The following is a 25,450-nucleotide window of genomic DNA, read 5'->3' on the forward strand; positions in this document are numbered from 1 at the left end:
GCGCGTCGCGCGAGCGTCCCGCTAATCCGAGGCGCGGAAATCCGCAGGCCGGATGCCATGCCGGGTCAGCTTGTCATAGAAGGTCTTGCGCGGCAGGCGCAGGCTTTCCATGGCGCGGGTGGCATTGCCTTCGGCCCGGCGCAGCGCCTCGCGGATCAGGGCGGATTCGTATTCGGCCATCAGATCGGACAGGCCGCGACCCGGCCCCTCGCCTGCGCCCGCCTCGAAGGGCGACAGGCCCAGCGCATGGCTTTCGGCGAATTGGCGCAGCTCGCGCAGGTTGCCCGGCCAGTCATGGCCCGAAAGCCGCGCCCGGACCAGCGGCGTCAGCGGTGGCACGGCCACGCCCAGCCGGTCGCAGGCCGACAGCAGGAAATGCCGGAAAAGCTCGGGGATGTCCTCGCGCCGGGCAGAAAGCGGCGGCAGGGTCAGCACCACCCCCGACAGCCGGAAATACAGGTCCGAGCGCAGCCGCCCCTCGCGCATCAGCCGCTGGGCGTCGCCTTCGGTCGAGGCGATCACACGCAGGTCCAGCGGGCGCGGTGCCGATGCTCCGGGCGGCCAGAGCTCTCCCGCCTCGATCAGCGCCAGCAACCGGGCCTGCAAAGCGGGCGACAGGCTGTCGACACCGTCCAGATAAAGCGTCCCGCGATGGGCGCGTTCAAGCCTGCCGGGGCTGCGGGCCTGACGCCCGCCCGGTTCCAGCCCCAGAACCTCGGCATCAAAGCGCGCCTCGTCCAGCGCGGCGCAAGGCAGTTGCACAAAGGCGCGGGCGCGGCGCGGGCCCTGCCGATGGATCGCCCGTGCGACGGTTTCCTTGCCCGATCCCTGCGGGCCGCTGATCAACAGATCGCCCCCGGTCCCCGCCAGACGCTCAACCGTCTCGCGCAGGTGTTGCATGACGGCGCTTTGCCCGACCAACCGGGTCTCGCGCGCCAGGCCTTCGTGCTGCTGCTGACGCAGGGCGCGGTTCTCGATCACCAGCGCGCGGGAATGGCAGGCGCGGTTCAGCGCCGCGACCAGCGTATCGGCACCGACAGGCTTGGACAGAAAATCATAGGCCCCGCGCTTCAGTGCCGCGACCGCCATCGCCACATCGGCATGGCCGGTCAGCAGGATCACCGGCAATTCCGGGTCCAGCGCCTGCAGATGCTCGAACAGGGCGAAACCGTCCATGCCCGGCATCCGCACATCGCTGAGGATGACGCCCGGATAATCCGGCCCCAGCCCGGCCAGCGCATCCACTGCCGAGGCAAAGGGGTCGACCGCAAAGCCCGCCAGCTTCAGCGACTGCACCTGCGCGGCCAGCAAATCGGGATCGTCATCGACAAGACGGACTAGGCGGATCGGATCACTCATTCGGCACTCGGCAGCTCAAGGACAAAGGTGGCGCCCTGCCCCGGTTGCGGCGGCAGGGCATGCAGGTTGCCGCCGAAACTCCGCGCCAGATCCTGCGAGATCACCAGCCCCAGCCCCATGCCACGGGGCTTGCTGGTCAGGAAGGGCGTGAAAAGTTGCTCATACATCTCGGGCGTCAGCCCTGGCCCATTGTCGCTGACGGTGATGCGCAGCGGCGCTCCGGGCTGGATGCTGACGGTGATGCGCGGCTCGGGCGTGCCCGCCAGCGCCTCCTGCGCGTTTTGCAGCAGGTTCACCAGGATCTGTTCCAGCGCCACCGTCTCGGCCCGGACGCGCAGGTCCGGAGGGATGTCGGGCCTGTCCAGCGCAATCCCCTGCGCCTCACGCGGGGCGGCGGTCAGCAACAGCGCTACCTCAAAGGCATCGCGCAGCGCCACCGGGCCGACCTGCCCATTGGCCTTGCGGGCAAAGCCGCGCAGTTGGTCGGTGATGCGCGCGATCCGGTCGGCCATGCGGCGGATGCTGCCAAGGTTCCCGGCCACGTCGAGCGTCTCGCCGGCGGCCAGCAGCGCCTCGCCATTCTCGGCCAGCAGGCGGATGGTGGCCAAGGGCTGGTTGACCTCATGCGCCACGCCCGCCGTGATCTGCCCCAAAGCGGCCAGCTTGTTGGCCTGCACCATCTCGGCGCGCAGCCGGTCCAGCCGCTTTTCCAGCGCGCGGCGTTCACGCATTTCATCGGACAAAGCGCGGGTGCGGTCATCGACGGCGCGTTGCAGATCGATGCGGTAGCGGCGCTCGGCCTCGGCCTTGCGGGCGGCGCGGCGGCGGGCGCGCAGGGCAAAGCCCGCGCCGATCCCCAGCAGCGTCAGGCCAAAGCCTGCCGTGCCCGTGGCCATCAGCCCCGCGACCAGCGCCGGTCGGGTCGAGCCAGTGACCCGCAGCACCCAGTCGGTCCCCGGCACGGCAGCCTCGGTCACGATTTCGGCGGCGCCTGGCACAGGCGCGGGCTGAAAGCGCAGCGCGGGATCGCTGGACAGGATCACCTGCCCCAAGGCGTCCTGCACCTCGGTCCGGGCATGGGCGCTGCGCCAGTTCCGCTCAAGCGGGTCGAATTCGACCTTGACCACGATCACGCCCAAAGCCGCCCCCTGCCCCTCGGCAAGGACCGGCGTTTCGCGCAGGTCATGGGACAGATACAGGCCCGGACGATGGCTGACCGTTCCCATCGCGAATTGCGTGGCCTCGCCCTTCAGCAGGGCCTCGCTGAAATAGTCGCGAAAGCTGTAATTCTCGCCGATGAAGCTGGTGGCCTCGTCCCAGTTCGAGGCCGCGATCGCCACGCCCTGACTGTCCAGAAGATAGATCACGGCGCTGTCGGTCTGATTGCGCAGCCGGTCCAGCTTCAGCGACACCCGCTCGCGGTTCAGGGCCGAGGGATCGCGCAGCGCCTGCAGCATCACCGCATCATCGGCCAGCACCGTCGCCACCGCCCGCTGGCGCAGCAGCACGCTTTCCAGCGCCTGCACCCGGGCGCGCATCTCGGTTTCCTGCGACTGGCGCAATTCGGCCAGCGCCGCACGCCGGGTCAGATCGAACGTGCCCGCCAGTACCAGCGCAGCCAACACCAGCAACCCGAGCCACCACAGGGCCCGGGACGGAAAGCGGCGCGACTCGGCCTGCTGCGGCAATTGCGGTCCTTTCGCGGGACTGTTTCGAATTCCACACTAGCACGTCGCGACCGTGTGGGAAACCACACACACCATCGGACGGAAATCGCCCAAACTCCCATGATTTCAGCGCATTGCTGTCATGCGCCCTGAAATTGGGCCGCCCTGCCGCAGCCTGTAACATGCAGTGACACAATACCGTCATCGGTTGGCTGGAGGAGGCCCCCAATGCAACTCGACATGTCTGCGCAGCCGACCGCGCACGAACCCCGTCCGATCTATCGCCATCTTTATTTTCAGGTGCTGTGCGCCATCATCCTTGGCGCGCTAATCGGGCATTTCTTTCCCCAGACCGGCGAGGCGCTGAAGCCTTTGGGCGACGCCTTCATCAAGCTGGTCAAGATGATCATCGCGCCGGTGATCTTTCTGACCATCGTCACCGGTCTGGCCGGGATGGGCACGCTGAAGGGCGTGGGCTCGGTCGTGGGCAAGGCATTCGCCTATTTCCTGACCTTCTCGACGCTGGCGCTGATCGTCGGACTGGTCACCGCGAATGTCATCCAGCCCGGTGCGGGCATGAATATCGACCCGGCCACGCTGGATGCCAGCAAGGTCAGCGGCTACGCCGAAAAGGCGCATGAGACCTCGCTGACCGGCTTTGTCATGGACATCATCCCGACGACGCTGGTTTCCGCCTTTGTCGAGGGCAACATCCTGCAGGTGCTGTTCGTCGCCATCCTGTTCGGCATCGGTCTGATCCTTGTCGGCGACAAGGCGAAGCCCGTGGTCGCGCTGTTCGAGACCCTCAGCCATGTCGTCTTCCGCGTGGTCGACATCCTGATGAAGGCCGCGCCCATCGGAGCCTTCGGGGCCTTCGCCTTCACCATCGGCAAATACGGCATCGCCTCGGTGGTGAATCTGGCGACGCTGGTCGGCACCTTCTACCTGACCTCGGCGCTGTTCATCATCGTGATCCTTGGCGCGGTCTGCATGGCCAACGGCTTCTCGATCTTCCGCCTGATCTCGTATCTCAAGGCCGAACTGCTGCTGGTGCTGGGCACGTCCTCGTCGGAATCGGCCCTGCCCGCGCTGATGGAGAAAATGGAGAAGGCCGGCTGCGCCCGCCCCGTCGTCGGTCTGGTCGTGCCGACCGGCTATTCCTTCAACCTTGACGGCACCAACATCTACATGACGCTGGCGGCGCTGTTCATCGCGCAGGCCACGAATACCGACCTGACCCTGCAACAGCAGGTGCTGCTGCTGCTGGTCGCGATGCTGTCATCCAAGGGTGCGGCGGGCGTTACCGGCGCGGGCTTCATCACGCTGGCGGCAACGCTGTCGGTGGTGCCGACGATCCCGGTCGCGGGCATGGCGCTGATCCTTGGCGTGGACCGCTTCATGTCGGAATGCCGCTCGATCACCAACTTCATCGGCAATGCGGTGGCCACCATCGTCGTCAGCCGCTGGGAAGGCGCGCTGGACCGCGAGAAGCTGAACCGCGCCCTGTCGGGCGAGTTGCAGGACGATGTCCGCCCGATCACGCAGGTCGGACCCGCTCCGGCTGGCCTGCGCCTGGGCGAGGCCAGCGCCGACTGAACCCGGCGCATCGTCCAAAAGGAAAGCCGTGGCCCCAAGGGTCACGGCTTTTTGCTGTCACAGTTGATATTCACAGCCACCGTCACCAAATCGGGCATCGCCCCCATGTCGGGCGAAAAAGGCGGCATCCGCGGCATCGTTTCGAACGTCTTCACGATGTATTTCTGCATCCTCGGGGACAGGCCCTCACTGGCATTGACGATCTTGACGTTTGTGATGCGACCGTCCGGATTGATCTGAAAGGCGATCGTGGCTGACTGGCCATCGCTCTCCGGTTCCAGCCTCCCGATTGCCCGCATCCGAGGGTGTATATTGGCCTTCAGCCGAAACGACGCGGCCTTCTTCCATTCCGCCAGCGTCGCCGGTGGCGGCAGGCCCGATCCTCCGGCCTGTTGGGCCAGAGACGGGATCGACAGCGCCAAGACGACGCAAAGTGACGACAGGACGGTACGCAGCATCTCGGGTCCCTCATGGGCGGCGACAACCGCAGCATCTGGGTTCCGCTGATTCCATGCAAGCGCCTGAAATACCGCAACTTATGCGGGTCAGGTGACGACGCCGATCTGCCAGGGCACGAATTCGTCCTGACCATAGCCCAGCACTTCGCTTTTCGACCGGACCCCCGAGGCGCAGTCGATCATCATCTGGAAAATGACCTCGCCCAGTTCCTCGATGGTGGCTTCGCCCTCGATGATGGTGCCGCAATTCAGGTCCATGTCGTCCTCTTGCCGCTTCCACGTCGCCGTATTGGTGGAAAACTTCAGCGAAGGCGCGGGCACGCAACCAAAGGCAGAACCGCGACCGGTGGTGAAGCAGATCAGGTTCGCCCCGGATGCCACCTGCCCCGTCGCCGAAACCGGGTCGTAACCGGGGCTGTCCATGAAGACCATGCCGTGTTCGGTCACGGGTTCCGCATATTCATAGACGCCGCGCAGATTGGTCGTGCCCGCCTTGGCGACCGCGCCCAAGGATTTCTCAAGGATGGTGGTCAGCCCGCCGACCTTGTTCCCGGCCGAGGGATTGTTGTTCATCTCGGCCCCGTTTTTCGCGGTGTGTTCCTTCCACCAGTCGATGCGGGCGACCAGCTTTTCACCCACTTCGCGGGTTTCGGCGCGGCGGGTCAGCAGGTGTTCCGCGCCATAGATCTCGGGCGTTTCCGACAGGATCGCGGTGCCGCCATGGCTGACGAGGATGTCCACCGCATGACCCAAGGCCGGATTGGCGGTGATACCCGAATAGCCGTCCGAGCCGCCGCATTGCAGCCCCACCACCAGTTCCGAGACCGGCACCGGTTCGCGCGTGACGGCATTGGCCTGTGCCAGCATCGCCCTGATCTGCGCCACGCCATGTTCGATGGTCTTGGTGGTTCCGCCCTGATCCTGAATGGTGAAGGTCTTCAGCTTGGCCCCTTCCTGAAGCCCGCCCTGCGCCATGATCTCGGTGATCTGGTTCGTCTCGCAGCCAAGGCCGATGAACAGCACGGCGGCGAAGTTCGGATGGGTGGCAAAGCCCGACATGGTGCGGCGCACGATGCGCATGGATTCACTTTTGCTGTCCACCGCGCAGCCGATGCCATGGGTCAGCGCCACGACGCCATCGACATTCGGGAAATCGGCCAAAGCCTCGGGGCGGATGTCGCGGCGGAAATGGTCGGCGATCGAGCGCACCACACGGGCCGAGCAGTTCACCGATGAAATGATACCGATGTAATTGCGCGTGGCGATGCGCCCGTCGGGGCGGCGGATGCCCATGAAGGTCAGGGCTTCCGTCGCCGGGACCGTGGGTCGTGCATCGACGCCGATGGCATGGTCCATCTGCACATCGGTCATGGCCAGATTGTGGACATGGATGTGGCTGCCCGCCGGAATCGGCGCGGATGCCAGCCCGATGATCTGGTTATAGCGCCGCACTGCTTCGCCTTCGCCGATATCGCGGGTGGCGATCTTGTGACCGGGGGGAATGTCCTGCCGGGTCGTCACCTTCTCCTCGGTCAGCTCGGTGCCTGCCGGGATCGGTTGCGTGGCGATGACCACGTCATCCTCGGGGCGCAGGCGAATAGTGCGTGGCGCTGGCATGGCTTCGCTCCTTCAAAGATCGAGAATGGCCTTGATCACGCCCGCCTCGGGGCGCGACCAGTCCTGAAACAATTGCACCCCGTCCGACAGGGAGCCGCGATGGGTGTTCAGCGCGCGGGTCGGCACCCGCCCCGCCTGCATCTGGGCCACCACCTCGGCGAAGTCGTCGGGCTGGGCATTGCGGCTGGCGATCAGCGTGGCCTCGCGCTTGTGGAACTCGGGGTCCGAGAAGCGGATGTCCTGGCGCACCACCGACAGCAGCACATAGCGCGCGCCATGGGCAAGGAAGCCGAAGCCGCGCTCAATGGGCGGGGCGGCCCCGGTCGCGTCGATCACCACATCGAACCAGTCATTGCCGGTCAGACGGGCGGCGTTGGTTTCGGCGTCAGCATCAGCGAACAGGACGGCATCCGCGCCTAGATCGGATTGCGCGAAACCCAGACGATCCTCACGCGTATCCATGACGGTGACATGCGCGCCGCGTGCCTTGGCAAAGATGATCGCGGACATGCCGATGGGGCCTGCGCCGGTCACCAACACGCGGTCGCGGGCGGTGATGCCGCCGCGCTTGACCCCATGCGCGCCGATGGCGAGGAATTCGATCATCGCGGCGTCTTCCAGCGCAATGCCACCCGCCGGGATCACGTTTTGCGCGGGGACCGAGATCAGTTCCGCCATGCCGCCATCGGTATGGACGCCCAGCACCTTGATATTGCAGCAGGCATTGCTGATCCCGATGCGGCAGGCCTGACAGGTCCCGCAGGACAGGTAGGGCACGATATAGACGGCATCGCCCGCTTTCAGCGCGCTGCCCTCGGGCGCCTCCTCGACCGTGCCGGAAAGCTCGTGGCCCATGACGCGCGGATACTCAAGGAAAGGGTGCTTGCCGCCAAAGATGTGGAAATCCGTGCCGCAGATGCCGACATGGCGGATGCGGACCAGAACTTCACCTTCGCCGCGCTGGGGATCAGGACGCTCGATCAGGGCCAGTTGCCCCGGTTCGGGGCAGATCAGGGCTTTCATCAGGCGTTCCTTTCCGCAGAGGCGAATTCGGTGACGGCAGCATTCACCGCAGCGCGCCATGTGGCGCTGTCGGATAGCGCGGGCGGGAACAGCCCCGGCAAGCCAAGAAACGGCCCCGCCGGATCATCATCGGTCATCGCTTGAACAGCCGCCAGCAGTTCTGCGCGGCGCGGATCATCGGCATCGCGGCGCTTGGCCGTCGCGGCGATCCATGCGCCGACCACGCGTGCAAAGGGCGTGATGTCCTGCCCGGCTTCCAGCGCGTCGACAGCGGGCATCAGGATGCGCTGCGGCAGTTTCTGGGTCGAATCCATGGCGATCTGGATATTGCGATGCGCAATGGCCGGATTGGCAAAGCGCGCCAGCAGATCGTCACTGTAGCGGTCCAGATCGATCCCCGGCACCGGGGCCAGCGTCGCCTGCGCCGCCAGCATATGCACGCGGGCCTGCGCCGCGAGTTCCGGCACGGCCATCACGTCGCGGACATGCTCTAACCCGTTCAGGATGCCCAGATGCGCGATCAGCGTATGCGCGCCGTTCAGCATACGCAGCTTCATGTTCTCATAGGGCTCGACATTGGCGACCATGACCGCGCCCGCCTTGTCCCAGGCCGGGCGGCCTTGCGGGAAGTCGTCCTCGATCACCCATTGGATGAAGGGCTCGGTCTCGATGGCAAGCGCGTCTTCGGCCCCGGTCAGGGTCGCCGCAAGGGTGCGGGTGGCGTCGGTGGCGGCGGGAACGATGCGGTCGACCATCGAGCAGGGAAATGAGACCTCGGTCGCGATCCAGTCGGACAGTTCCGGATCGGTGACGGCGGCAAATTCCACCACCAGCCGCCGCAGCACCCGCCCGTTCGAGGGCAGGTTGTCGCAGGTCAGCACGGTGAAAGGCGCGATCCCCTCGGCCCGGCGGCGCGAGAGGCCCGCGACCAGCAGCCCGACCGCGCTGCTCGGCCGATCTGGCAAAGCCAGATCGGCTGCGATCGAGGGATGCGCAGGGTCAAGGCCAACCGTCGCCGGGTCGATGCCGTAAGCCTTTTCCGTCACGGTCAGGGTGACGATGCGGATCGCGGGATCGGCAAGGTGGTCGAGCAGTTCGGGCAGATCCTCGGCGGCGCAAAGCCAGTCCTCGGTCACGCCGATCACCTCGGCGCTGTCGCCATCGGGGCCGCGGGTGATGACGGTATAAAGCCCGTCCTGCACCTCAAGGTCGCGGATCGGCCCGGATGAGCGCAGATTGACCGCAACGATGCCCCATGCGTCGGGGTCAAGGTTCAACGCGCGCTGGGTAAAGACCGCCTGATGCGCGCGGTGAAACGCGCCGAAGCCCAGATGGACGATGCCCGGCAGCAAGGTGGCGCGGTCGAATTCGGGCAGGCTGACACCATCTTTCAGCAGCGTTTGCGAGGAAAGACGTGTCATGCGCAGGCCCCCAGTCGCGGATGGGACAAGGCGCGCTCGATGCCGCGCAACTCGGCCAGACCCTTCAGGCGACCGATGGCGGGGTAGCCGGGCTGCGCGCCTCGGGTCAGGTCGTCAAGGATTTCCTGCCCGTGATCGGGGCGGATCGGGATCTGGTGATCCTCGCGCCCCTCGGCGCGGCGGCGTTTTTCTTCGGCCAGCAGCGCCGCGATGACCTCGACCATGTCGGTGCCACCTTCCAGATGCTCGTCCTCAACGAACGAACAGGGGATGGTCTCGGCCTCGCGGGTGACATTGCGCAGGTGGACGAAATGGATGCGATCCGCAAACTCGCGGGTGATCTGCGGCAGGTCATTGTCGGGCCGCGCGCCCAAGGAACCACTGCACAGCGTCATGCCATTGGCGCGGCTATCCACCTGACCCAGCATATGGGCGTAGTCGTCGCGAGTGGACAGGATACGCGGCAGGCCCAGAAGCGGCCATGGCGGATCGTCGGGATGGGCGCAGATATTGATGCCGACTTCCTCGGCCACCGGGACCACCTGAGACAGAAAATCAACAAGGTTCGCGCGCAACCGCGTGGCGTCGATGCCCTGATAGGTCCGCAGTTTCGCCAGTAGCTGGTCCAGCGTATAGCCGTCGGCGGAACCCGGCAGCCCCGCCCCGACATTGCGGCCCAGTTCCGCGATGCGGGCGTCGGACATGGCGGCAAAGCGGCGGGCGGCCTCGGCCTGCAGGGCCTCGGGGTAGTCGTCAGCGGCGCCCGGTCGCTTCAGGATATGCAGGTCAAAGGCCACGAAATCGGGCAGATCGAAACGCATGGCGCGGGCGTGCTGATGCGTCTCCCAACGCAGGTCGGTGCGGGTCCAGTCCAGCACCGGCATGAAATTGTAGCAGACCGTGCGGATGCCGCATTGCGACAACCGGCGCAGCGTTTCCTGCCAATTCGCGACATGGGTGCGCCAGTCGCCGGTCTGGGTCTTGATGTCTTCCGACACAGGGACGCTTTCGACCACGTCCCAGGTCAGCCCGCCCGCGCGGATTTCGTCCTGACGCTGGCGGATGCCATCGACGGTCCAGACCTCACCGGTGGGAACATGGTGCAGCGCGCTGACAATGCCATGCGCGCCGGCCTGCAGGGCATCGCGCACCGTCACCTTGTCGACGGGACCGAACCAGCGCCATGTGTATTTCATTGGGGTTGCTCCTCATGGGCGAAGGTCAGCTGCACCTTGCAGGCGATGCTGCGGTCCGAGGCGAGGTCAAATGCCTCACGCGCGCGTTCCAGCGGCAAGCTGTGGCTGATGATAGGCCGAAGGTCGATGGCACGCGAGCCGATCAGCGACACCGCCAGTGCAAATTCGTCATGAAACCGCTGTGATCCGCGCCAAGTCACTTCCTTGCCGACCAGCGCGTTCAGCGGGATGGTGATGTCGCCGGTGACGCCGACCTGAACGATCACCCCGCGCGGGCGGATGGCCGCGAATGCGGTGCGCAGGGCGGGTCCGGCAGCCGAGCAGTCAAAGATCAGGTCGATCTGCCCCTTGTCCTTTTGCAAGGGCTCAAGGGCAGTGGCGTCGGTTGCGACATTGATTGTGGTGGCCGCGCCCATGGCACGGGCACGCTCCAATGCGGCATCGGTCAGGTCGGTGACGATGACCCCATCCGCGCCCGCATGACGCAGGGCCGCCAGAACCAGCAGCCCGATCGGCCCGGCACCCGTGACCATGACGCGCAGCCCCGCCAGATCGCCCAGCAGTTCCTGCGCCTGCGCGACCGCATGCAGGCAGACGGCCAGCGGCTCGGCGCAGGCGGCCTCGCCCTCGGTCACGCCGGGGGGAAAGGCATGGGCCTGACGGGCGGGAACGGTGAACAGGTCGCGGAACATCCCCTGTTCATGCGGCAGCCGCATGGCGCTGCCGATGAAATGCATGTCCAGACAGTGCACCGGAAGCCCGCGCTGGCAATATTCGCAAGTGCCGCAGGGCTGGGACGGGCTGACTGCGACCAGCGTACCGGGGGCGAGGTCCACCCCCTCGCCCGCCTCAAATACCCGGCCCGAGGCTTCGTGCCCCGAGATGATCGGCTCTCGCACCCGGACGGGGCCGAAGCCGCCGTCGTGGTAGTAATGCAGGTCCGAACCGCAGATCCCGCCCGCCGCCATGCGCAGCAGAACCTCTCCGGGACCGGGACGAGAAACCTCCTGTTCCTCGACCCGCAGATCATGGGCGCCGTAAAGACGCGCGACACGTGTGCGCATGACTATCCCCTTAGCGGATCAGGCCAAGCTGCGTCGGCAGCCACAGCGTCAGTTGCGGGATGAAGGTGATCAGCAGCAGCGCCACGAACAGCGGGATCATCCAGGGCAGGATGGCCAGCGCGGTTCGTTCCACCGACATCTTGGAAATCCGCGACAGCACGAACAGCACCATCCCTACCGGCGGCGTCAGCAGACCGATCATCAGGTTCAGCGTCACGATCAGGCCCAGATGCACCGGGTCGATGCCATAGCGCGCGGCGACCGGCATCAGGATCGGCACCAGGATCGAGATCGCGGCGATCGTGTCCAGGAACGCCCCCACCACCAGCAGCAGGATGTTGACGATGATCAGGAAGGTCCACCAGTTGTCGGTCAGCGAGAACATGAAGTCCGCAAACATCGCCGCCGCCTGGCTGACCGTCAAAAGCCACGCAAAGATCGAGGCGGCCGTGACGATGAACAGGACCGAGGCCGTGGTCTCGATGGTGTCGAAGCTGGCTTTCGCAAGGCTGCGGAAGGTCATGGTCCGGTAGCGCACCAGCCCAAGGAACAGCGACCAGATCACGGCGGCAACGGCGGCCTCGGTCGGCGTGAACCAACCCATGGTCATGCCGCCGATCAGCAGCACAGGGGCCATCAGCGCCATGACCGCATGCCAGTCGAAATACCAGTCCAGCGCGATCAGCGCCGAAAGCCCGATCAGCACGGCCACGTTGACCGACAGCCCCGCCATCACCAGCAGATAGATCGCCAGCGGGAAGCTGAGGACGATCACCACCTCAAGCGAGGCGCCCAGAAGCTGCTTCAGCTGAAACGGGGTGTCGGAACCCCAGCCCTTGCGGCGGGCAAAGATATAGACCGTCAGCATCATCAGCACGGTCATCACGATGCCCGGCAGGATACCGGCCATGAACAGCGCCCCGATCGAGGCATTGGCCATCATCCCGTAGATGACGAAAGGCAGCGAGGGCGGAAAGATCGGCCCCAGCGTGGCGGAGGCGGCAGTGACGCCCACCGCGGCCTCGACCGGGTAGCCGTGGTCCTTCATCGCCTTGATCTCGATCGTGCCAATGCCGGCGGCGTCGGCCAGAGCCGTGCCCGACATGCCCGAGAAGACCACCGAGCCGATGATGTTGACCTGCGCAAGGCCGCCCTTCATCCAGCCGACCAGCGACAAGGCAAAGTGATAGATGCGCCCGGTCACACCCGCGATGTTCATCAGGTTGCCGGCAAGGATAAAGAAGGGCACCGCGATCAGCGGAAAGCTCTCGACGCCCGCAATCATGCGCTGCGCCGCGATGATGTCGGGGGCGACGTTATAGACCCCGATATAGGCCAGCGATGCCACGGCCATGGCGACCGCGACCGGTACGCCGATGATCATCAGAAGAAGGAATGATCCGATCAGAAGAAGCATGGTTCAGATCCCTGTCACGCCGGTTTCAGCCGCCTGCTGACGGACGGTTTTCTTGTTGGTCAGGTCACGGGCGAAGTTCTGCAGCGCGCGCAGCGTCATCATCACGAAGGACGCGAACACGGTGTAGAAGACGATGCCGCGCGGCAGGTCGACGGTGACCATGCGCTCATTGCCCACGACGGCGATATAGCGCCACATCAGCCACGACATGTAGGCGAAGAAGCCGATCGAGATCAGATCCACGACCACTTCCAGCGCGCGCACGACCGGGCGGGGCAGGATGTTGTAAAGCAGGTCGACGATGATGTGACGACCCATCCGCACACACATGACCGAGCCAAGGAACACGATCACCACCAGACAGTTCGCGGCGATTTCCTCGGTCCAGGCCAGGCTGTTGTTCAGCGCGTAGCGAGTGAAGAATTGCAGGAAGACGCACAGCGCCATGCCCCAGAACAGCGCAAGCGTGACCCAGTCCTCGATGGAATAGGGGGTCAGGTCGACGGGGCCGGCGTCATCCTCGAAGGCATGCGCCATCTCTTCCACGCTGATAGGCGTGTGATCCTGGTCTGCCATGTCATAGGCTCCGGAAATGGAAAGGGGGATGCCCCGGCGCGGGCGGGCCGTTCACCGGGGCGGAGATGGTTACTGGACAGCCCGGATGGCTTCCCAGTCTTCCTTGTTGTAGCCGAAATCTTCCAGCGCGACGTTTTCCAGCACGGTCTTTTCGAAGTCGGATTTATCGACCTCGACGACGTTGATGCCGTCAGCCTTGAACTTGTCGACCAGCGCCGCTTCACGCTCCTCGACGATCTTGGTGGCGCGCACGGCGGCCTCCATCATCACGTCCGAGAAGATCTGCTTGTCGGCATCCGACAGGTTGGCCCACAGCTGTTTGGACACGACCGTGTTCAGGTGGTCGACGATATGACCGGTCAGGGCGATGTTCTTCTGAACCTCGAAGAACTTCTTGGCCTCGATGGTGGTCAGCGGGTTTTCCTGCGCCTCGACAGTGCCGTTCTGCAGCGCCAGATAGACCTCGGCAAAGGCGATGGGGGTGGTGTTGGCCCCGCAGGCGCGCGGCATCGCCAGATAGGCGGGCACGTCCGGCACGCGGATCTTCAGCCCGTTCATGTCGGCGCAGGATTTGATGTCCTTGTTCGCCGTGGTCTGGCGCGTGCCGTAATAGGTCACGGCGGTGATGTGGTTGCCCGAGGCCTCCTCATAGCCCGCTGCCAGCTTCTTGAAGACGTCGCTTTTGGTATAGGCGATCAGGTGCGACGGATCGCGGAAGATATAGGGGTAATAGGTCACACCGATCGGCTTGTATTCGCGCGAGGCGAAACTGGAGCCCGAGATGATGATGTCGACCGTGCCCAGCTTCAGGCCCTGATTGAGGTCGGCTTCCTTGCCAAGCTGCGAGGCGGGAAAGACGTCGATCTTGTAGCGGCCTTCGGTGCGCTTGCCGATTTCCTCGGCGGCCCAGACGGATTCGGTGTGGAACGGCTCGGATGTCTCATAGACATGGGCCCATTTCAGCGCGGTCTGCGCCTGCGCGGCGATAGTGCTGGCCATCAGCATGGCGGCGGCCCCGAACAGGCCCTTGATCGTGAACTTCATGCGTATCCTCCCAGTAGCGTTGAGTTCAGTCTTTGTTGGCAGTCAGGCTTGCTGGTGTCGTTCCACCAGAAAGCTTTCGGTAAATCTTCGCTGCGACTCGCTCAGATGGTGGCGCATCGCCTCGCGCGCGGCGCTGGCATCGCCGTCGGCAATGGCGTCGCGGATCGCCCCATGTTCCGACAGCGCCAGACGCCAGGTGCGCGGCCCCTCGAACCGGGTCGAGAATTGCATGAAAAACGGTGAGAGCCGCTTTTCGTAGATCTGCTGGGTAAAGTTCGCCAGAACCGAGTTCCCCACGCCCGCGGCAATGGCGATATGGAACTGGCCGTCCAGCGCGACCATCCGCGAGCGGTCGTTCAGCGCCTGCCCCATGGAATGCAGATTGTCGTCCAGCCGGGCGATCAGGTCATGGGTAACATGGCGCGCGGCCTCCTCGGCGATGGCGCTTTCGATGATCGCGCGCGCCTGCAGGATCTCCAGCGGGCCTTCGGCATCCATGCCGATGCTGGGGCCTTCCGGGGCGGGATTGGTGCCGACATAGATGCCCGAGCCCATGCGGATTTCCACATGCCCCTCGACCTCCAAGGCGATCAGGGCCTCGCGCAGCGACGGGCGCGAGACGCTGAGCAGCTCGGCCAGATCGCGTTCGGACGGCAGCCGCTCACCCGGCGCAAGCGCCTGGGTGGCGACAAGCGCCATGATCTGATCGGCCACCTGCCGGTATTGCCGGCGGGGGCGGGTATCGTTGAGCATATTCCCTCCGGTCAGCCGCCTCCACGCAGCTGGGGTCAAACTGGTTTGACCAATTGCAGGTTAGGGACGGTTTGCCGACTCGGTCAAGGATTTTTTCGGGGGATTCCGCAGGAAATCCCCCATTAACTGGTCAGGCCACCGCAGCGATCCCCAGCCTGTCGGCCAAGGCCGCGAATTCCTGAGCGGTGATCGGGTCCAGAACCACGCCGGATTCGGCACGCCCGCGGGCCACATCCCATTCCCGGTCGCCCGGAGCCATGACCTTGGCCCCTTCGCGGGCCGGGGAATTGCGCAAGGTGTCGACATAGCGGCGCATTCCGGCATCAAAGGCGCTGCGTTCCAGAAACGCTTCCGGGTTCAGCGCCAGCACAAAGGCCCCCATCTGACGCGGGGTTTCGAAATCCGGCCCGTCCATGTTGAGGATATCGAAGCTGAGCTTCATCCCGGTCAGGACCGCACTGAAAATCTCGGCCACGCCCCCCAATGCCGCGCCCTTGAAGCCAAAGGCACCGCCAAGTGGCGCGAGCATGTCGACGATATGGGGATCGGTGACATCCTGCCCCGCCGAATCCGAGGCGACCGCATCGGGCAGTTCCTGCCCAAGGCTGCGATAAAGCAGCACCCGGTTATAGGGGATCGAACTGGTCGCCATGTCCAGAAACCACGGATCGCCCCCGGCGCAAGGCACCGCCACCGCGATCGGATTGGTGCCGTGGAACCGCGACGCGCCATCATGAAGACGCACGAAACTGTCAGAATTACAGAAGGTTATACCGATGAATCCAGCCTCGGCGGCGGCGAGCGCATAGGCCCCGGCCGGGCCGAAATGCGAATTGTTGCGGATCGCCACCGCACCCAGACCGAATTGCCCAGCCAGCGCCACCGCGCGCTCCATCCCGCGATAGGCCCCCAATGCGCCTTGGGCATTGTCGGCATCCAGCACCTCGACCGCTCCAAAGCCTCCGACGGTCTTGAGCGCGGGGTTGCGGTTCAGCCGCCCACCCTCAAGCGCCCGGATATAATGCGGCAGCAGGCGGACGCCGTGGCTGTCGACGCCAAAGCGGGTGCCATGCAGCATGGCGCGGGTCGCGGCATCGGCAGTTGCCTGATCCGCGCCCACGGCCAGAAATGCCTCGCGACAAAAGCGATCCAGTTCGTGCAGGCTGGTGCGGTGCTGGTCGGTCATGTTTCCTCCCCGAAATGTCCCTTGCACACAGTAGCCACAGCGCGGATGATCGCACAATGCCTGAAAGCACCGATCCGACCCGACTTGCCCCGCGCCTGTACCAGCAGGCGACCCAGATGCTTCAGCGCGACATCGTCGAGGGCCGCTTGCCGGACGGGCTCGCGCTGACCCAGATGGGCATCGCCGAACGCTTCGGCATCAGCCGCGCCCCGGCCCGCCGCGCGCTGGAAGCGCTGACCGGGATGGGATTGCTGGAGCGGCAGCAATCCGGGCGCTACCGGGTGGTGGCGACCGGCCCCGCCCCCGCCTCGCCCCCCGCCGCCGAAGGCCCGCGCCGCCTGATCCCCCGCATGGGATGGGAGATGCTGTATCCCCGGATCGAGATGGAGGTCGTCTCGCGCACGTCGCTGGGCGGCTGGCGCCTGAACGAGGCGGAACTGGCCCGTCATCATGGCGTCAGCCGCACCATTGCCCGCGACGTGGTCGGGAGGCTGCAAAATCGCGGCGTCATCACCAAGGATGACAGCGGCCGCTGGATCGCCCCCGGCCTGACCCCGCGCCATATCGACGAGTTGTTCGAACTGCGCTGGCTGCTTGAGCCGGTGGCGATGGAAAAGGCCCTGCCGCATCTGCCGCCGGGCCTGCTGGACGCCATGCAGGCCGAACTGCAATCCGCGATGGCCCCGGATGCGCATCGCGACGCGGCCCTGCTGGACCATCTGGAACACCGCCTGCATGTCGAGCTGCTGTCCTTTTGCGGCAATGACGCGCTGCTGCGCGCCATCCGCCTGCCACAATCGCTGCTGATCGCCCATCACCTCCTGTATCAGCTGACGCTGGAACTGTTCGGGACCGAGCCCTTCCTTGCCGAGCATCTGGAAATCGTCACGCGGTTGCGCACCGGCGACATCGACAGCGCCAAGGCGGCACTGGTCGCGCATCTGCGCATCTCGCGCCGCCGCGCAATGCTGCGGATCGAGGCGGTGCAGGACATGATCCAGCCCGAACCCCTGTCCTATCTGGAGCGGATCACCCCGTGAACGTCCGCCGAAAAGCCTACTAGGCAGAAGCGATATCTTGCCTATCCTGCGCCTTGGGGAGAGGCCCGGACCGGGCCCGATCAGGGAGGAGAGACGGAGATGACCCGCAAGGGATTGCTGCTGACTGCCACCACTCTGGCGCTGGCGCTTGGTGCGCCGGCAATGGCCGACACGGCCCAGAAAAAGATCGCATTGTCCAACAACTACGCCGGCAACAGCTGGCGTCAGGCCATGCTGGAAAGCTGGAAACGCGTCACCGACAAGGCCGTGGCCGATGGCGTCGTCGCCAGTGCCGACGCCTTCACCACCGCTGAAAATCAGGCGACCGAACAGGCCGCGCAGATCCAGAACATGATCCTGCAGGGCTATGACGCGATCGTGGTGAATGCCGCCTCTCCGACCGCGCTGAACGGCGCGATCAAGGAAGCCTGCGATGCCGGGATCACGGTCGTGTCCTTCGACGGCATCGTGACCGAGCCCTGCGCCTGGCGGGTCAAGGTCGATTTCGTCAAGATGGGCCGCGATGAGGTCGAATATCTGGCCACGCGCCTGCCCGAGGGCGGCAACCTACTGGAAATCCGCGGTCTTGCCGGGGTCTCGGTCGATGACGAAATCCATCAGGGCATTGATGAGGGCGTGAAGGCGCATCCGAACTTCAAGATCGTGGGTTCGGTCAATGGCGACTGGGCGCAGGATGTGGCGCAAAAGGCGGTGGCGGGCATCCTGCCCTCGCTGCCGGAAATCGCCGCGGTGGTGACGCAGGGCGGCGACGGTTACGGCGCGGCGCAGGCCTTTGCCGCAGCGGGTCGCCCGACCCCGATCATCATCATGGGCAACCGTCAGGATGAGCTGAAATGGTGGGCCGAGCAGCGCGACGCGAACAAATATGAGACCGTCTCGACCTCAATCGCGCCGGGGGTGTCCACGCTGGCTTTCTGGGTGGCCCAGCAGATCCTTGACGGGCAGGAAGTTCCCAAGGACCTGACCGTGCCCTTCCTGTCGGTGACGCAGGACTCGCTGGACCAGTCGCTGAAGGACACGCCCGAAGGTGGCGTGACGAATGTCGATTACAGCCAGGACGACGCCAAGAAAGTGATCTCTGAGTCCAAGTGATGGTGTCAGGCGATACCGAAGCCGGGGCGCGCGCCGCCCCGGTCGTAATGCTGGAGGGCGCGTCGAAAAGCTTCGGCGCGCTCAAGGCCATGGATCACGTCGACCTGCATGTCAGCCCCGGCGAATCGCTGGGGCTGGTCGGCCATAACGGCGCGGGAAAATCGACGCTGGTGAACCTGATCACCGGGCTTTTCGCGCCCAGCGCCGGACGGGTCAGCTATCCCGGTGCAAGCGACCACAGGATGGCGGGCATCCGCGCGATTTCGCAGGAAGGGACGCTTTGCCCGAATTTGACGGTGCTGGAAAACCTGCAAGTGGTGCAGCGCGACCTGAACGGCTGGGGTTGGCGCCGGGTTGCCGCTCGGCGCATCAGGACGGCACTGGACGCGGTCTTTCCCGGTCACCGCATCCGCCCCGACATGCTGGTCGCCGACATGTCGCTGGCCGAAAGCCAGATGGTCGAGATCGCCATAGGTTTCGCCGAAGGCCCGATCCCGGCCCGGCTGGTGGTGCTGGATGAACCGACCTCTTCGCTGGATGCGCAGGTCTCGGCGCAGCTTCTGGCCCACATCCGGCGCTTCTGCGCGGCTGGGGGTGCTGCGATCTTCATTTCCCACATGCTGGGCGAGGTCTTTGCCGTCGCCGACCGCATCGTGGTCATGCGCGACGGGCGGATCATCGCGGACCGGCCCACCTCGGGCTTTAGCCGTCAGGGGCTGGTCGATGCGATGGGCCATGTCGCCGATGACAGAAACCAGCCCGGCCCCACCGCGCAGGCCCGCAATCTGGGCGATACCGTCCTGCGCACCCCCGAGGGGATCGAAGCCCGACGGGGCGAGATCGTGGGCCTTGCCGGTCTGGCGGGCCATGGTCAGGCCGAGGCCTTGGCACGGTTCTACCTGTCGCAAGGTTCGGACTGGCGCAGCACCGCCCGGCCCAGCGCGGTCTTTGTCGCGGGCGACCGGCGGCGCGACGGGGTGATGCCGGTCTGGTCTATCCGCCGCAACCTGACGCTGGCCGCGCTTGAGACGCTGACCCGCCATGGCCTGATCGACCGCGCGGCGGAAACCGCGATCGGCACGGATTGGCAGAAGCGCATCGGCATCCGTACCCCCGATATGGGCAATCCCATCCTGTCGCTGTCGGGCGGCAACCAGCAGAAGGTGCTGTTTGCCCGTGCGCTTGCGACCAGCGCGCCCGTCGTGGTCATGGACGACCCGATGCGCGGCGTCGATATCGGCACCAAGACCGAGGTCTATGACATGATCCGCCATGAGGCCGCGCAGGGCCGCACCTTCCTGTGGTATTCGACCGAGATGGACGAGATCCTGAATTGCGACCGCGTCTTTGTCTTTCGCGACGGCGCGATCTCGGCCGAGCTGGAAGGCCCCCGCATCACCGAGGAAAACATCCTCGCCGCCAGTTTCGAATTCGGGGATGCCGCGTGAGGCTGATCAATCCGCGTCTGGCCCTGCCGATCCTGTCGCTGGCGATCCTGATCGTCGCTGTCTTCTGGCTGCAACCCCGCGCCATGAGCTATGTGGGGATCAACCTGCTGTTCAATCTGGCGGTGCCGATCGCGCTGGCGACGGTGGCGCAGATGATCATCATCATGGTGAATGACATCGACCTGTCGATGGGGGCCTTCGTCAGCCTTGTCGCCTGCATCACCGCCGCCATCCTGCCCGGCAATCCGGCCTTGGGGGCCCTGATGCTGCTGGGCTGCGTGCTGGCCTATGCCGCCCTTGGCGCGCTGATCGAGGCGCGGCAACTGCCCGCCATCGTGGTGACCTTGGGCATGTCCTTTGTCTGGGGCGGGGCGGGGGTGCTGATCCTGCCCTCGCCCGGTGGGACCTCGCCTGTCTGGCTGACCGCGATCATGAAGGCAAAACCGCCGCTGGTCCCGATGGCGATCATCGCGAGCCTGCTGATTGCGGGCGTGGCGCATCTGCTGATCATGCGATCCGCCTTTGGCGTCAGGCTGCGTGCCTTGGGGGGGAATGCGCGGGCAGTGTCGCGGGCGGGACGCTCGACCGTGCGGCTGCGGGCGATGGCCTATGCGGTCGCGGGATGCTTTGCCGTCTTGGCCGGAATGGCGCTGGTTGGGCTGACCACGTCGGGGGACGCCAATATCGCACTGCGCTACACGCTGCTGTCGATCGCGGGCGTGATCCTTGGCGGGGGAGAGTTCACCGGCGGGCGGGTGTCTCCCATTGGCGCGGTGATCGGGGCGCTGACCCTGACGCTGGCGGGCAGTTTCCTGTCCTTCCTGCGCCTGTCGCCCGATTGGCAGATCGGGGCTCAGGGCGCGATCCTGATCCTTGTGCTGGCCGCGCGGCTGCTGGTGCGTCAGGCGGAGAAGCGGACATGACCCTGCATCGCGCGCCGTGGTTCTGGGCCTGGGTCGCGGCCTTCGCGGCCTTCCTTGCCACCTGGTCGATGAGTGCGGGCGGCGGCGGAGGCGCAGCCCTCGCCGTCGCCGCCCTGACATTCGGCAGCTTCTCGGTCCTGACGGGCTTGGGGCAGATGCTGGTCATCACCATGGGGCCGGGCAATACCGACCTGTCGATCCCGGCCACGATGACGCTGGCGGGTACCCTGTCGCTGAAGCTGATGGGTGGAATGGATGGCGGGGCCGTGACGGTGCTGGCCGGGCTGCTTTCCGCCCTGCTGATCGGCATGGGCGTGGGCATCGCCAATTTCGCGCTGATCCGCCTGCTGCGCATTCCGCCGATCATCGCCACGCTCTCGGCCAGCTTCCTCTACCAATCACTGGCGATCTGGTCGAACCGGGGCTTGCGGATCAAGCCGCCGCCCGCCTTGGCCGAGTTCACCACCGGGCGCGATCTTCTGGGCGTGCCAAACCTTGCATGGGTCGCACTGGCGATCAGCATGGGCTTCTGGGTGCTTCTGAACCTGTCGGGCTTTGGCCGCCGGGTTTCCGCCATCGGGCAGAATGCGCGGGCGGCGCGGCTGGCGGGCGTCCCCGTCGCCCGCGTCAGTGCCGCGACCTATGTGATCTGCGCGATGATGGCGGCGCTGACCGGCTTTCTGCTGGCCTGCTTTTCCGGCGGGGCGGCGCTGAACATGGGGGCCGAGTTCCTGCTGATGTCCATTGCCGTCACCGTGATCGGCGGCTCATCCATCGCGGGTGGAAATTCCAACGTGCCGGGCATCTGGGCCGGGGCGCTGTTCATGTATCTGATTGTCTCGATGCTGAATTCCTATGGTCTGGGGGCGGGCGTGCGCCTGCTGTCGACCGGGGTAATCATCATCGCCATCGTCGCCGTTGCCAGCGGCAGAAAGGCCAAGCCATGACCCTTTACGACCTTCGCGACCCGCGTTTTGCCGGGCTGATCCATCGCAATGCGCAGCTGCGCCAGATCGGCAGCGGCTTTGAATGGGCCGAGGGGCCGGTCTGGTTTCCCCTGTCGCAGATGCTGCTATTTTCCGACATCCCCGCCCATCGCATGATGCGCTGGACCGCCGAGAGTGGCTGCACGATCTTTCGCGAGGATTCCGATTACTCGAACGGCAATACCCGCGACCCGCAGGGACGGCTGGTGACCTGCCATCACGGGCTGCGCGCCGTCTGCCGGACCGAGCATGACGGCAGCCGCACCGTGCTGGCCGACAGCTATCAGGGCAAGCGGCTAAATTCGCCCAATGATGTGGTGGTGCGCTCGGATGGCAGCGTCTGGTTCACCGATCCGACCTATGGCATCCTCTCTGATCTGGAGGGCTACCGCGCCGATCCCGAACAGCGGGGCAGCTATGTCTGGCGCATCCCGGCGGACGGGGGCGCGCCCCAACCGGTCATTACCGATTTCACCCAACCGAACGGGCTGTGCTTCTCGCCCGATGAAAGCCTGCTTTACGTGGCCGAGTCGGGCTCCAGCCACGATCCGGGCGTGCCTTCGGTGATCCGGGTGTTCGACGTGCAGGGCGACGGGGTCACGAATGGCCGCGACTTCGCCGTGATCGACCGTGGCCTGCCGGACGGCATCCGCTGTGACACGAACGGCAACCTGTGGTCCTCGGCGGCGGATGGGGTGCATGTCTTTGCCCCGGACGGCACGCTGCTGGGCAAGATCAACGTCCCCGAGGTCGTCTCGAACATCTGTTTCGGCGGGCCGAGGGGGAACCGGCTGTTCATCACCGCAACGACCAGCCTGTATGTGGTGGCGGTCAATGCGGCGGCGGCGGGCTGGCCCGGCTGACGCTACCAGTGGCGCGCCAGCACCCTGCCTATGCGGTGCTGGGCGTCGCGCAGGACGGGGCTGGAGCGTTTCTGCGACGGCGCGCTTTCAATGCGCGCCATCTGATCCGCGACCAGTGCAAGGCTTTCGGCCCGCGACAAGCCGATCCAGCGGCGCGGGACCAGCACCACGCGCAGGCGGATCAGCCGTGCCGGGTCCTGAAACCAGATCAGGAACCAGCTCGGCCCGGCGGCGCGGACGCTCCATCCCGGCGGGCAGATCGGACTGCGATGCATCGCCTGAAGCCGGTGCAGATCGGACCCGCCGCGACAGGTGGTGACCAGAAAGACCAGATCGACGAATTTCTCGGACAGACTCATCGGCACTCTCCCGCATGGGGATAGAATACACGATATAAGCACTAGATTATATCGCAATAGTCCGCGCTTTGCATTGCGGGGCCATTTGCGCTAGCCCTTGCCGAAAGTTCCGACCCGAGAAGGAGGCCCCCATGCGGCAATATCTGGATGCGCTGCGCACCGTTCTGGAACAGGGCCAGCCCTCGACCGACCGGACCGGGACGGGGACGATTTCGCATTTCGGGATGCAGTGCCGCTATCCGCTGGATCAGGGCTTTCCGCTGGTCACGACCAAGAAGCTGCATCTGAAATCCATCGTGCATGAGCTGCTGTGGTTCCTGTCTGGCGATACCAATATCCGCTACCTCAAGGAAAACGGCGTCTCGATCTGGGACGAATGGGCCGATGAGAAGGGCGATCTTGGTCCGGTCTACGGCCACCAGTGGCGGCATTTCCCGACCGTCCGTGACGAGGATGGCCGCGTCGTCGTGGGTGAGGTCGATCAGATCGCCGAACTGGTCGAGCGTATCCGCAAAAGCCCGGATTCGCGCCGCCTGATCGTCTCCGCATGGAACCCCGGCGAGGTCGACCAGATGGCCCTGCCGCCCTGCCATACGCTGTGGCAGGTCCGCATTCAGGGCGGCAAGCTGCATCTGCAGCTTTACCAGCGTTCTGCCGACATGTTCCTGGGCGTGCCGTTCAACATCGCCTCATACGCGCTGCTGACCCATATGCTGGCGCATGTGACCGGCTATGAGGCGGGCGATTTCATCCATACGATGGGCGACGCGCATATCTATTCGAACCATCTGGATCAGGTGCAGACCCAGCTGGCGCGCGAACCCCGCGCCCTGCCCCGGCTGCGGATCACGCGCGAGGTCAAGTCGATCTTCGACTTCCGCTTCGAGGATTTCGAGTTTCTGGATTACGACCCTGCGCCGGCGATCAAGGCGCCGGTGGCCGTCTGATGCTGACCCTGATCGTCGCCCGCGCCCGCAATTCCGCCATCGGCAAGGACAACCAGATCCCGTGGCACTCGCCCGAGGATCTGAAGATGTTCCAGCGCGAGACCACCGGCGGCGCCGTCATCATGGGCCGCCGGACCTGGGACAGCCTGCCCTTCAAGCCGCTGAAGAACCGGTTGAACATCGTGGTGTCGCGCGACGCCTCGCTGGCCGAGCATGTGGCTTCCTCGGTCCCTGAGGCCATCGCGATGGCCCATGACGCCGGTTACAACCGCATCTATGGCATCGGCGGCGAGGCGATCTATCGCGAGATGCTGCCTTTGGCCGACCGGCTGATGCTGACCGAGGTCGATCTGGAGATCGCCGAGGCCGACGCCTTCTTCCCCACCTTTGACGAGGGCCACTGGACCCAGCTGACCCGCCGCACCCTGCCGGGCGACGGGCCTGAATTCACCCTGCGCGAACTGGTCCGCCGCCGTTAAAGCGCGGTCCAGCCGCCATCCACGGAAATCGTCGTGCCGGTCACCTGATCGGCTGCGGGCGAGCATAGATAGACCACCGTGCCGCCGACCTGCTCGACCGTGGCGAATTGCCCCGAGGGCTGGCGCTGCAGCATGACCTTGGCGATGACCTCTTCGCGGCTCATGTTATGGGTCTTCATCTGGTCGGGGATCTGCTTTTCGATGATGGGCGTCAGCACGTAGCCGGGGCAGATCGCGTTGCAGGTGATCGGATCGGTGGCGGTTTCCAGCCCGGTGACCTTGGTGAAGCCCACGATACCGTGCTTGGCCGCGACATAGGCCGATTTGAACGGGCTTGCCGTCAGGCCGTGGGCCGAGGCCACGTTGATGACCCGCCCCCAGCCTGCCTCCCGCATCATCGGCAACGCAACCGCCGTGGTGTGGAAGGCCGATGACAGGTTGATCGCAATGATCGCATCCCATTTCTCGGCCGGGAATTCCGGGATCGGCGCGACATGCTGGATGCCGGCATTGTTCACGAGGATGTCACAGCGCCCCGCCGCCAGAATCAGTGCCCGACAATCGTCGCCCTTGGACATGTCGGCGCGGATGTAGCGGGCCGTGACGCCATGCTCGGCGGCAAGGCTTGCGGCCAGCGCGTGGTCGTCGTCATTGTCGGTAAAGCTGTTCAGGACCAGATCGGCGCCTGACCGCGCAAGCTCGACCGCGATGCCCAGACCGATGCCGGAATTCGATCCGGTCACCACCGCCGTCTTGCCCTCGAGAAACCTTGCAAACATCCCTGCCCCCTTGTCTGACCGGATCATTCAGGCGGCAGGATGTTGAAAATCCCGCAAAGGCACAACCGGGCAAGAACCCGCCGAGGGCATAAAAAAACGCCCGCACAAGGCGGGCGCTAGTCATGAGGCAGGTTTC

General features: G+C 65.3%; 24 protein-coding genes. 9 read left to right on the forward strand and 15 right to left on the reverse strand.

The window, feature by feature from the left end:
* Positions 1 to 21: 21 nt before the first annotated feature.
* Together GL300_RS02645 and GL300_RS02650 are read right to left on the reverse strand one after the other, a co-directional pair.
* On the reverse strand, positions 22 to 1,359 hold the full coding sequence (locus GL300_RS02645) for a sigma-54-dependent transcriptional regulator (protein WP_155038010.1): 1,338 nt from the start codon (positions 1,357 to 1,359) through the stop codon (positions 22 to 24).
* Complete coding sequence (locus tag GL300_RS02650) at positions 1,356 to 3,047, reverse strand: sensor histidine kinase (RefSeq protein WP_246195062.1); 1,692 nt, start codon at positions 3,045 to 3,047, stop codon at positions 1,356 to 1,358. Before GL300_RS02650 ends, GL300_RS02645 begins: the two co-directional genes overlap by 4 nt.
* Before the next feature lie 207 nt (positions 3,048 to 3,254).
* Here GL300_RS02650 and GL300_RS02655 point away from each other — a divergent pair, with 207 nt between their 5' ends.
* Complete coding sequence (locus GL300_RS02655; protein ID WP_155038011.1) at positions 3,255 to 4,622, forward strand: dicarboxylate/amino acid:cation symporter; 1,368 nt, start codon at positions 3,255 to 3,257, stop codon at positions 4,620 to 4,622.
* Positions 4,623 to 4,663: 41 nt separating this feature from the next.
* Here the strand turns inward: GL300_RS02655 and GL300_RS02660 are convergent, their stop codons facing one another.
* The 11 genes from GL300_RS02660 to GL300_RS02710 form a co-directional block, all read right to left on the reverse strand.
* The gene (locus tag GL300_RS02660) at positions 4,664 to 5,080 is read right to left on the reverse strand and encodes an energy transducer TonB (protein WP_155038012.1); all 417 of its coding nucleotides are present in this window, start codon (positions 5,078 to 5,080) and stop codon (positions 4,664 to 4,666) included.
* A gap of 87 nt (positions 5,081 to 5,167) precedes the next feature.
* Complete coding sequence (locus tag GL300_RS02665) at positions 5,168 to 6,697, reverse strand: UxaA family hydrolase (protein WP_155038013.1); 1,530 nt, start codon at positions 6,695 to 6,697, stop codon at positions 5,168 to 5,170.
* A gap of 12 nt (positions 6,698 to 6,709) precedes the next feature.
* The gene (locus GL300_RS02670) at positions 6,710 to 7,720 is read right to left on the reverse strand and encodes a zinc-binding alcohol dehydrogenase family protein (RefSeq protein WP_155038014.1); all 1,011 of its coding nucleotides are present in this window, start codon (positions 7,718 to 7,720) and stop codon (positions 6,710 to 6,712) included.
* Positions 7,720 to 9,141, reverse strand: coding sequence for a mannitol dehydrogenase family protein (locus tag GL300_RS02675; protein WP_155038015.1), 1,422 nt, complete (start codon positions 9,139 to 9,141; stop codon positions 7,720 to 7,722). The genes GL300_RS02670 and GL300_RS02675 overlap by 1 nt, the downstream gene beginning before the upstream one ends.
* Positions 9,138 to 10,337: a mannonate dehydratase gene (gene uxuA, locus GL300_RS02680; protein ID WP_155038016.1), complete on the reverse strand. Its 1,200-nt coding sequence runs from the start codon at positions 10,335 to 10,337 to the stop codon at positions 9,138 to 9,140. The genes GL300_RS02675 and uxuA overlap by 4 nt, the downstream gene beginning before the upstream one ends.
* A complete protein-coding gene (locus GL300_RS02685; protein WP_155038017.1) occupies positions 10,334 to 11,401 on the reverse strand; it encodes an L-idonate 5-dehydrogenase in 1,068 nt (355 codons plus the stop codon). The genes uxuA and GL300_RS02685 overlap by 4 nt, the downstream gene beginning before the upstream one ends.
* Positions 11,402 to 11,411: 10 nt before the next feature.
* Positions 11,412 to 12,818, reverse strand: coding sequence for a TRAP transporter large permease (locus GL300_RS02690; protein WP_155038018.1), 1,407 nt, complete (start codon positions 12,816 to 12,818; stop codon positions 11,412 to 11,414).
* 3 nt (positions 12,819 to 12,821) lie between these two features.
* Entirely contained in the window at positions 12,822 to 13,394 is a 573-nt protein-coding gene (locus tag GL300_RS02695) for a TRAP transporter small permease (RefSeq protein ID WP_155038019.1), read from the reverse strand.
* A 69-nt stretch (positions 13,395 to 13,463) separates the two neighbouring features.
* Positions 13,464 to 14,438: a sialic acid TRAP transporter substrate-binding protein SiaP gene (locus tag GL300_RS02700; RefSeq protein ID WP_155038020.1), complete on the reverse strand. Its 975-nt coding sequence runs from the start codon at positions 14,436 to 14,438 to the stop codon at positions 13,464 to 13,466.
* A 42-nt stretch (positions 14,439 to 14,480) separates the two neighbouring features.
* Positions 14,481 to 15,191, reverse strand: a complete 711-nt coding sequence (locus GL300_RS02705; RefSeq protein ID WP_155038021.1) for a FadR/GntR family transcriptional regulator — start codon at positions 15,189 to 15,191, stop codon at positions 14,481 to 14,483.
* A 130-nt stretch (positions 15,192 to 15,321) separates the two neighbouring features.
* On the reverse strand, positions 15,322 to 16,377 hold the full coding sequence (locus GL300_RS02710; RefSeq protein WP_155038022.1) for an Ldh family oxidoreductase: 1,056 nt from the start codon (positions 16,375 to 16,377) through the stop codon (positions 15,322 to 15,324).
* Positions 16,378 to 16,433: 56 nt separating this feature from the next.
* Between GL300_RS02710 and GL300_RS02715 the strand changes: the two genes are divergently transcribed.
* The 6 genes from GL300_RS02715 to GL300_RS02740 all read left to right on the forward strand — a co-directional run bounded on the left by GL300_RS02715 (position 16,434) and on the right by GL300_RS02740 (position 22,750).
* Positions 16,434 to 17,417 (forward strand): GntR family transcriptional regulator, encoded by a 984-nt coding sequence (locus GL300_RS02715; RefSeq protein ID WP_170297588.1) that lies wholly within the window; start codon positions 16,434 to 16,436, stop codon positions 17,415 to 17,417.
* A gap of 99 nt (positions 17,418 to 17,516) precedes the next feature.
* Positions 17,517 to 18,530, forward strand: a complete 1,014-nt coding sequence (locus GL300_RS02720; protein ID WP_155038024.1) for an ABC transporter substrate-binding protein — start codon at positions 17,517 to 17,519, stop codon at positions 18,528 to 18,530.
* The gene (locus tag GL300_RS02725; RefSeq protein ID WP_155038025.1) at positions 18,530 to 19,978 is read left to right on the forward strand and encodes a sugar ABC transporter ATP-binding protein; all 1,449 of its coding nucleotides are present in this window, start codon (positions 18,530 to 18,532) and stop codon (positions 19,976 to 19,978) included. The genes GL300_RS02720 and GL300_RS02725 overlap by 1 nt, the downstream gene beginning before the upstream one ends.
* Positions 19,975 to 20,901, forward strand: a complete 927-nt coding sequence (locus tag GL300_RS02730; protein WP_343042886.1) for an ABC transporter permease — start codon at positions 19,975 to 19,977, stop codon at positions 20,899 to 20,901. Before GL300_RS02725 ends, GL300_RS02730 begins: the two co-directional genes overlap by 4 nt.
* Entirely contained in the window at positions 20,898 to 21,848 is a 951-nt protein-coding gene (locus GL300_RS02735) for an ABC transporter permease (protein ID WP_155038026.1), read from the forward strand. The genes GL300_RS02730 and GL300_RS02735 overlap by 4 nt, the downstream gene beginning before the upstream one ends.
* The gene (locus GL300_RS02740) at positions 21,845 to 22,750 is read left to right on the forward strand and encodes an SMP-30/gluconolactonase/LRE family protein (protein WP_155038027.1); all 906 of its coding nucleotides are present in this window, start codon (positions 21,845 to 21,847) and stop codon (positions 22,748 to 22,750) included. Before GL300_RS02735 ends, GL300_RS02740 begins: the two co-directional genes overlap by 4 nt.
* A gap of 2 nt (positions 22,751 to 22,752) precedes the next feature.
* On the opposite strand, the gene GL300_RS02745 is transcribed toward GL300_RS02740, so the two are convergent.
* Complete coding sequence (locus tag GL300_RS02745; RefSeq protein ID WP_155038028.1) at positions 22,753 to 23,109, reverse strand: hypothetical protein; 357 nt, start codon at positions 23,107 to 23,109, stop codon at positions 22,753 to 22,755.
* 131 nt (positions 23,110 to 23,240) lie between these two features.
* Here GL300_RS02745 and GL300_RS02750 point away from each other — a divergent pair, with 131 nt between their 5' ends.
* Together GL300_RS02750 and GL300_RS02755 are read left to right on the forward strand one after the other, a co-directional pair.
* The gene (locus tag GL300_RS02750; protein ID WP_155038029.1) at positions 23,241 to 24,056 is read left to right on the forward strand and encodes a thymidylate synthase; all 816 of its coding nucleotides are present in this window, start codon (positions 23,241 to 23,243) and stop codon (positions 24,054 to 24,056) included.
* Positions 24,056 to 24,535 (forward strand): dihydrofolate reductase, encoded by a 480-nt coding sequence (locus tag GL300_RS02755; protein WP_155038030.1) that lies wholly within the window; start codon positions 24,056 to 24,058, stop codon positions 24,533 to 24,535. The genes GL300_RS02750 and GL300_RS02755 overlap by 1 nt, the downstream gene beginning before the upstream one ends.
* Here the strand turns inward: GL300_RS02755 and GL300_RS02760 are convergent.
* The gene (locus GL300_RS02760; RefSeq protein ID WP_155038031.1) at positions 24,532 to 25,314 is read right to left on the reverse strand and encodes a 3-hydroxybutyrate dehydrogenase; all 783 of its coding nucleotides are present in this window, start codon (positions 25,312 to 25,314) and stop codon (positions 24,532 to 24,534) included. The genes GL300_RS02755 and GL300_RS02760 overlap by 4 nt on opposite strands.
* Between the last annotated feature and the right edge of the window lie 136 nt (positions 25,315 to 25,450).

Origin of the sequence: Paracoccus litorisediminis, from assembly GCF_009711205.1 — a bacterium.
In the GTDB taxonomy this organism is placed as follows: domain Bacteria; phylum Pseudomonadota; class Alphaproteobacteria; order Rhodobacterales; family Rhodobacteraceae; genus Paracoccus; species Paracoccus litorisediminis.

Bases quoted from the DNA above. Each gene is read 5' to 3' on its own strand.
- GL300_RS02690 (WP_155038018.1), bottom strand. From the start codon at position 12,818: ATGCTTCTTCTGATCGGATCATTCCTTCTTCTGATGATCATCGGCGTA.
- GL300_RS02695 (WP_155038019.1), bottom strand. From the start codon at position 13,394: ATGGCAGACCAGGATCACACGCCTATCAGCGTGGAAGAGATGGCGCAT.
- GL300_RS02755 (WP_155038030.1), top strand. From the start codon at position 24,056: ATGCTGACCCTGATCGTCGCCCGCGCCCGCAATTCCGCCATCGGCAAG.
- GL300_RS02750 (WP_155038029.1), top strand. From the start codon at position 23,241: ATGCGGCAATATCTGGATGCGCTGCGCACCGTTCTGGAACAGGGCCAG.
- GL300_RS02720 (WP_155038024.1), top strand. From the start codon at position 17,517: ATGACCCGCAAGGGATTGCTGCTGACTGCCACCACTCTGGCGCTGGCG.
- GL300_RS02710 (WP_155038022.1), bottom strand. From the start codon at position 16,377: ATGACCGACCAGCACCGCACCAGCCTGCACGAACTGGATCGCTTTTGT.
- GL300_RS02705 (WP_155038021.1), bottom strand. From the start codon at position 15,191: ATGCTCAACGATACCCGCCCCCGCCGGCAATACCGGCAGGTGGCCGAT.
- GL300_RS02735 (WP_155038026.1), top strand. From the start codon at position 20,898: ATGACCCTGCATCGCGCGCCGTGGTTCTGGGCCTGGGTCGCGGCCTTC.
- GL300_RS02760 (WP_155038031.1), bottom strand. From the start codon at position 25,314: ATGTTTGCAAGGTTTCTCGAGGGCAAGACGGCGGTGGTGACCGGATCG.
- GL300_RS02740 (WP_155038027.1), top strand. From the start codon at position 21,845: ATGACCCTTTACGACCTTCGCGACCCGCGTTTTGCCGGGCTGATCCAT.
- GL300_RS02685 (WP_155038017.1), bottom strand. From the start codon at position 11,401: ATGCGCACACGTGTCGCGCGTCTTTACGGCGCCCATGATCTGCGGGTC.
- GL300_RS02745 (WP_155038028.1), bottom strand. From the start codon at position 23,109: ATGAGTCTGTCCGAGAAATTCGTCGATCTGGTCTTTCTGGTCACCACC.
- uxuA (WP_155038016.1), bottom strand. From the start codon at position 10,337: ATGAAATACACATGGCGCTGGTTCGGTCCCGTCGACAAGGTGACGGTG.
- GL300_RS02645 (WP_155038010.1), bottom strand. From the start codon at position 1,359: ATGAGTGATCCGATCCGCCTAGTCCGTCTTGTCGATGACGATCCCGAT.
- GL300_RS02670 (WP_155038014.1), bottom strand. From the start codon at position 7,720: ATGAAAGCCCTGATCTGCCCCGAACCGGGGCAACTGGCCCTGATCGAG.
- GL300_RS02700 (WP_155038020.1), bottom strand. From the start codon at position 14,438: ATGAAGTTCACGATCAAGGGCCTGTTCGGGGCCGCCGCCATGCTGATG.
- GL300_RS02655 (WP_155038011.1), top strand. From the start codon at position 3,255: ATGCAACTCGACATGTCTGCGCAGCCGACCGCGCACGAACCCCGTCCG.
- GL300_RS02715 (WP_170297588.1), top strand. From the start codon at position 16,434: ATGCCTGAAAGCACCGATCCGACCCGACTTGCCCCGCGCCTGTACCAG.
- GL300_RS02665 (WP_155038013.1), bottom strand. From the start codon at position 6,697: ATGCCAGCGCCACGCACTATTCGCCTGCGCCCCGAGGATGACGTGGTC.
- GL300_RS02660 (WP_155038012.1), bottom strand. From the start codon at position 5,080: ATGCTGCGTACCGTCCTGTCGTCACTTTGCGTCGTCTTGGCGCTGTCG.
- GL300_RS02725 (WP_155038025.1), top strand. From the start codon at position 18,530: ATGGTGTCAGGCGATACCGAAGCCGGGGCGCGCGCCGCCCCGGTCGTA.
- GL300_RS02675 (WP_155038015.1), bottom strand. From the start codon at position 9,141: ATGACACGTCTTTCCTCGCAAACGCTGCTGAAAGATGGTGTCAGCCTG.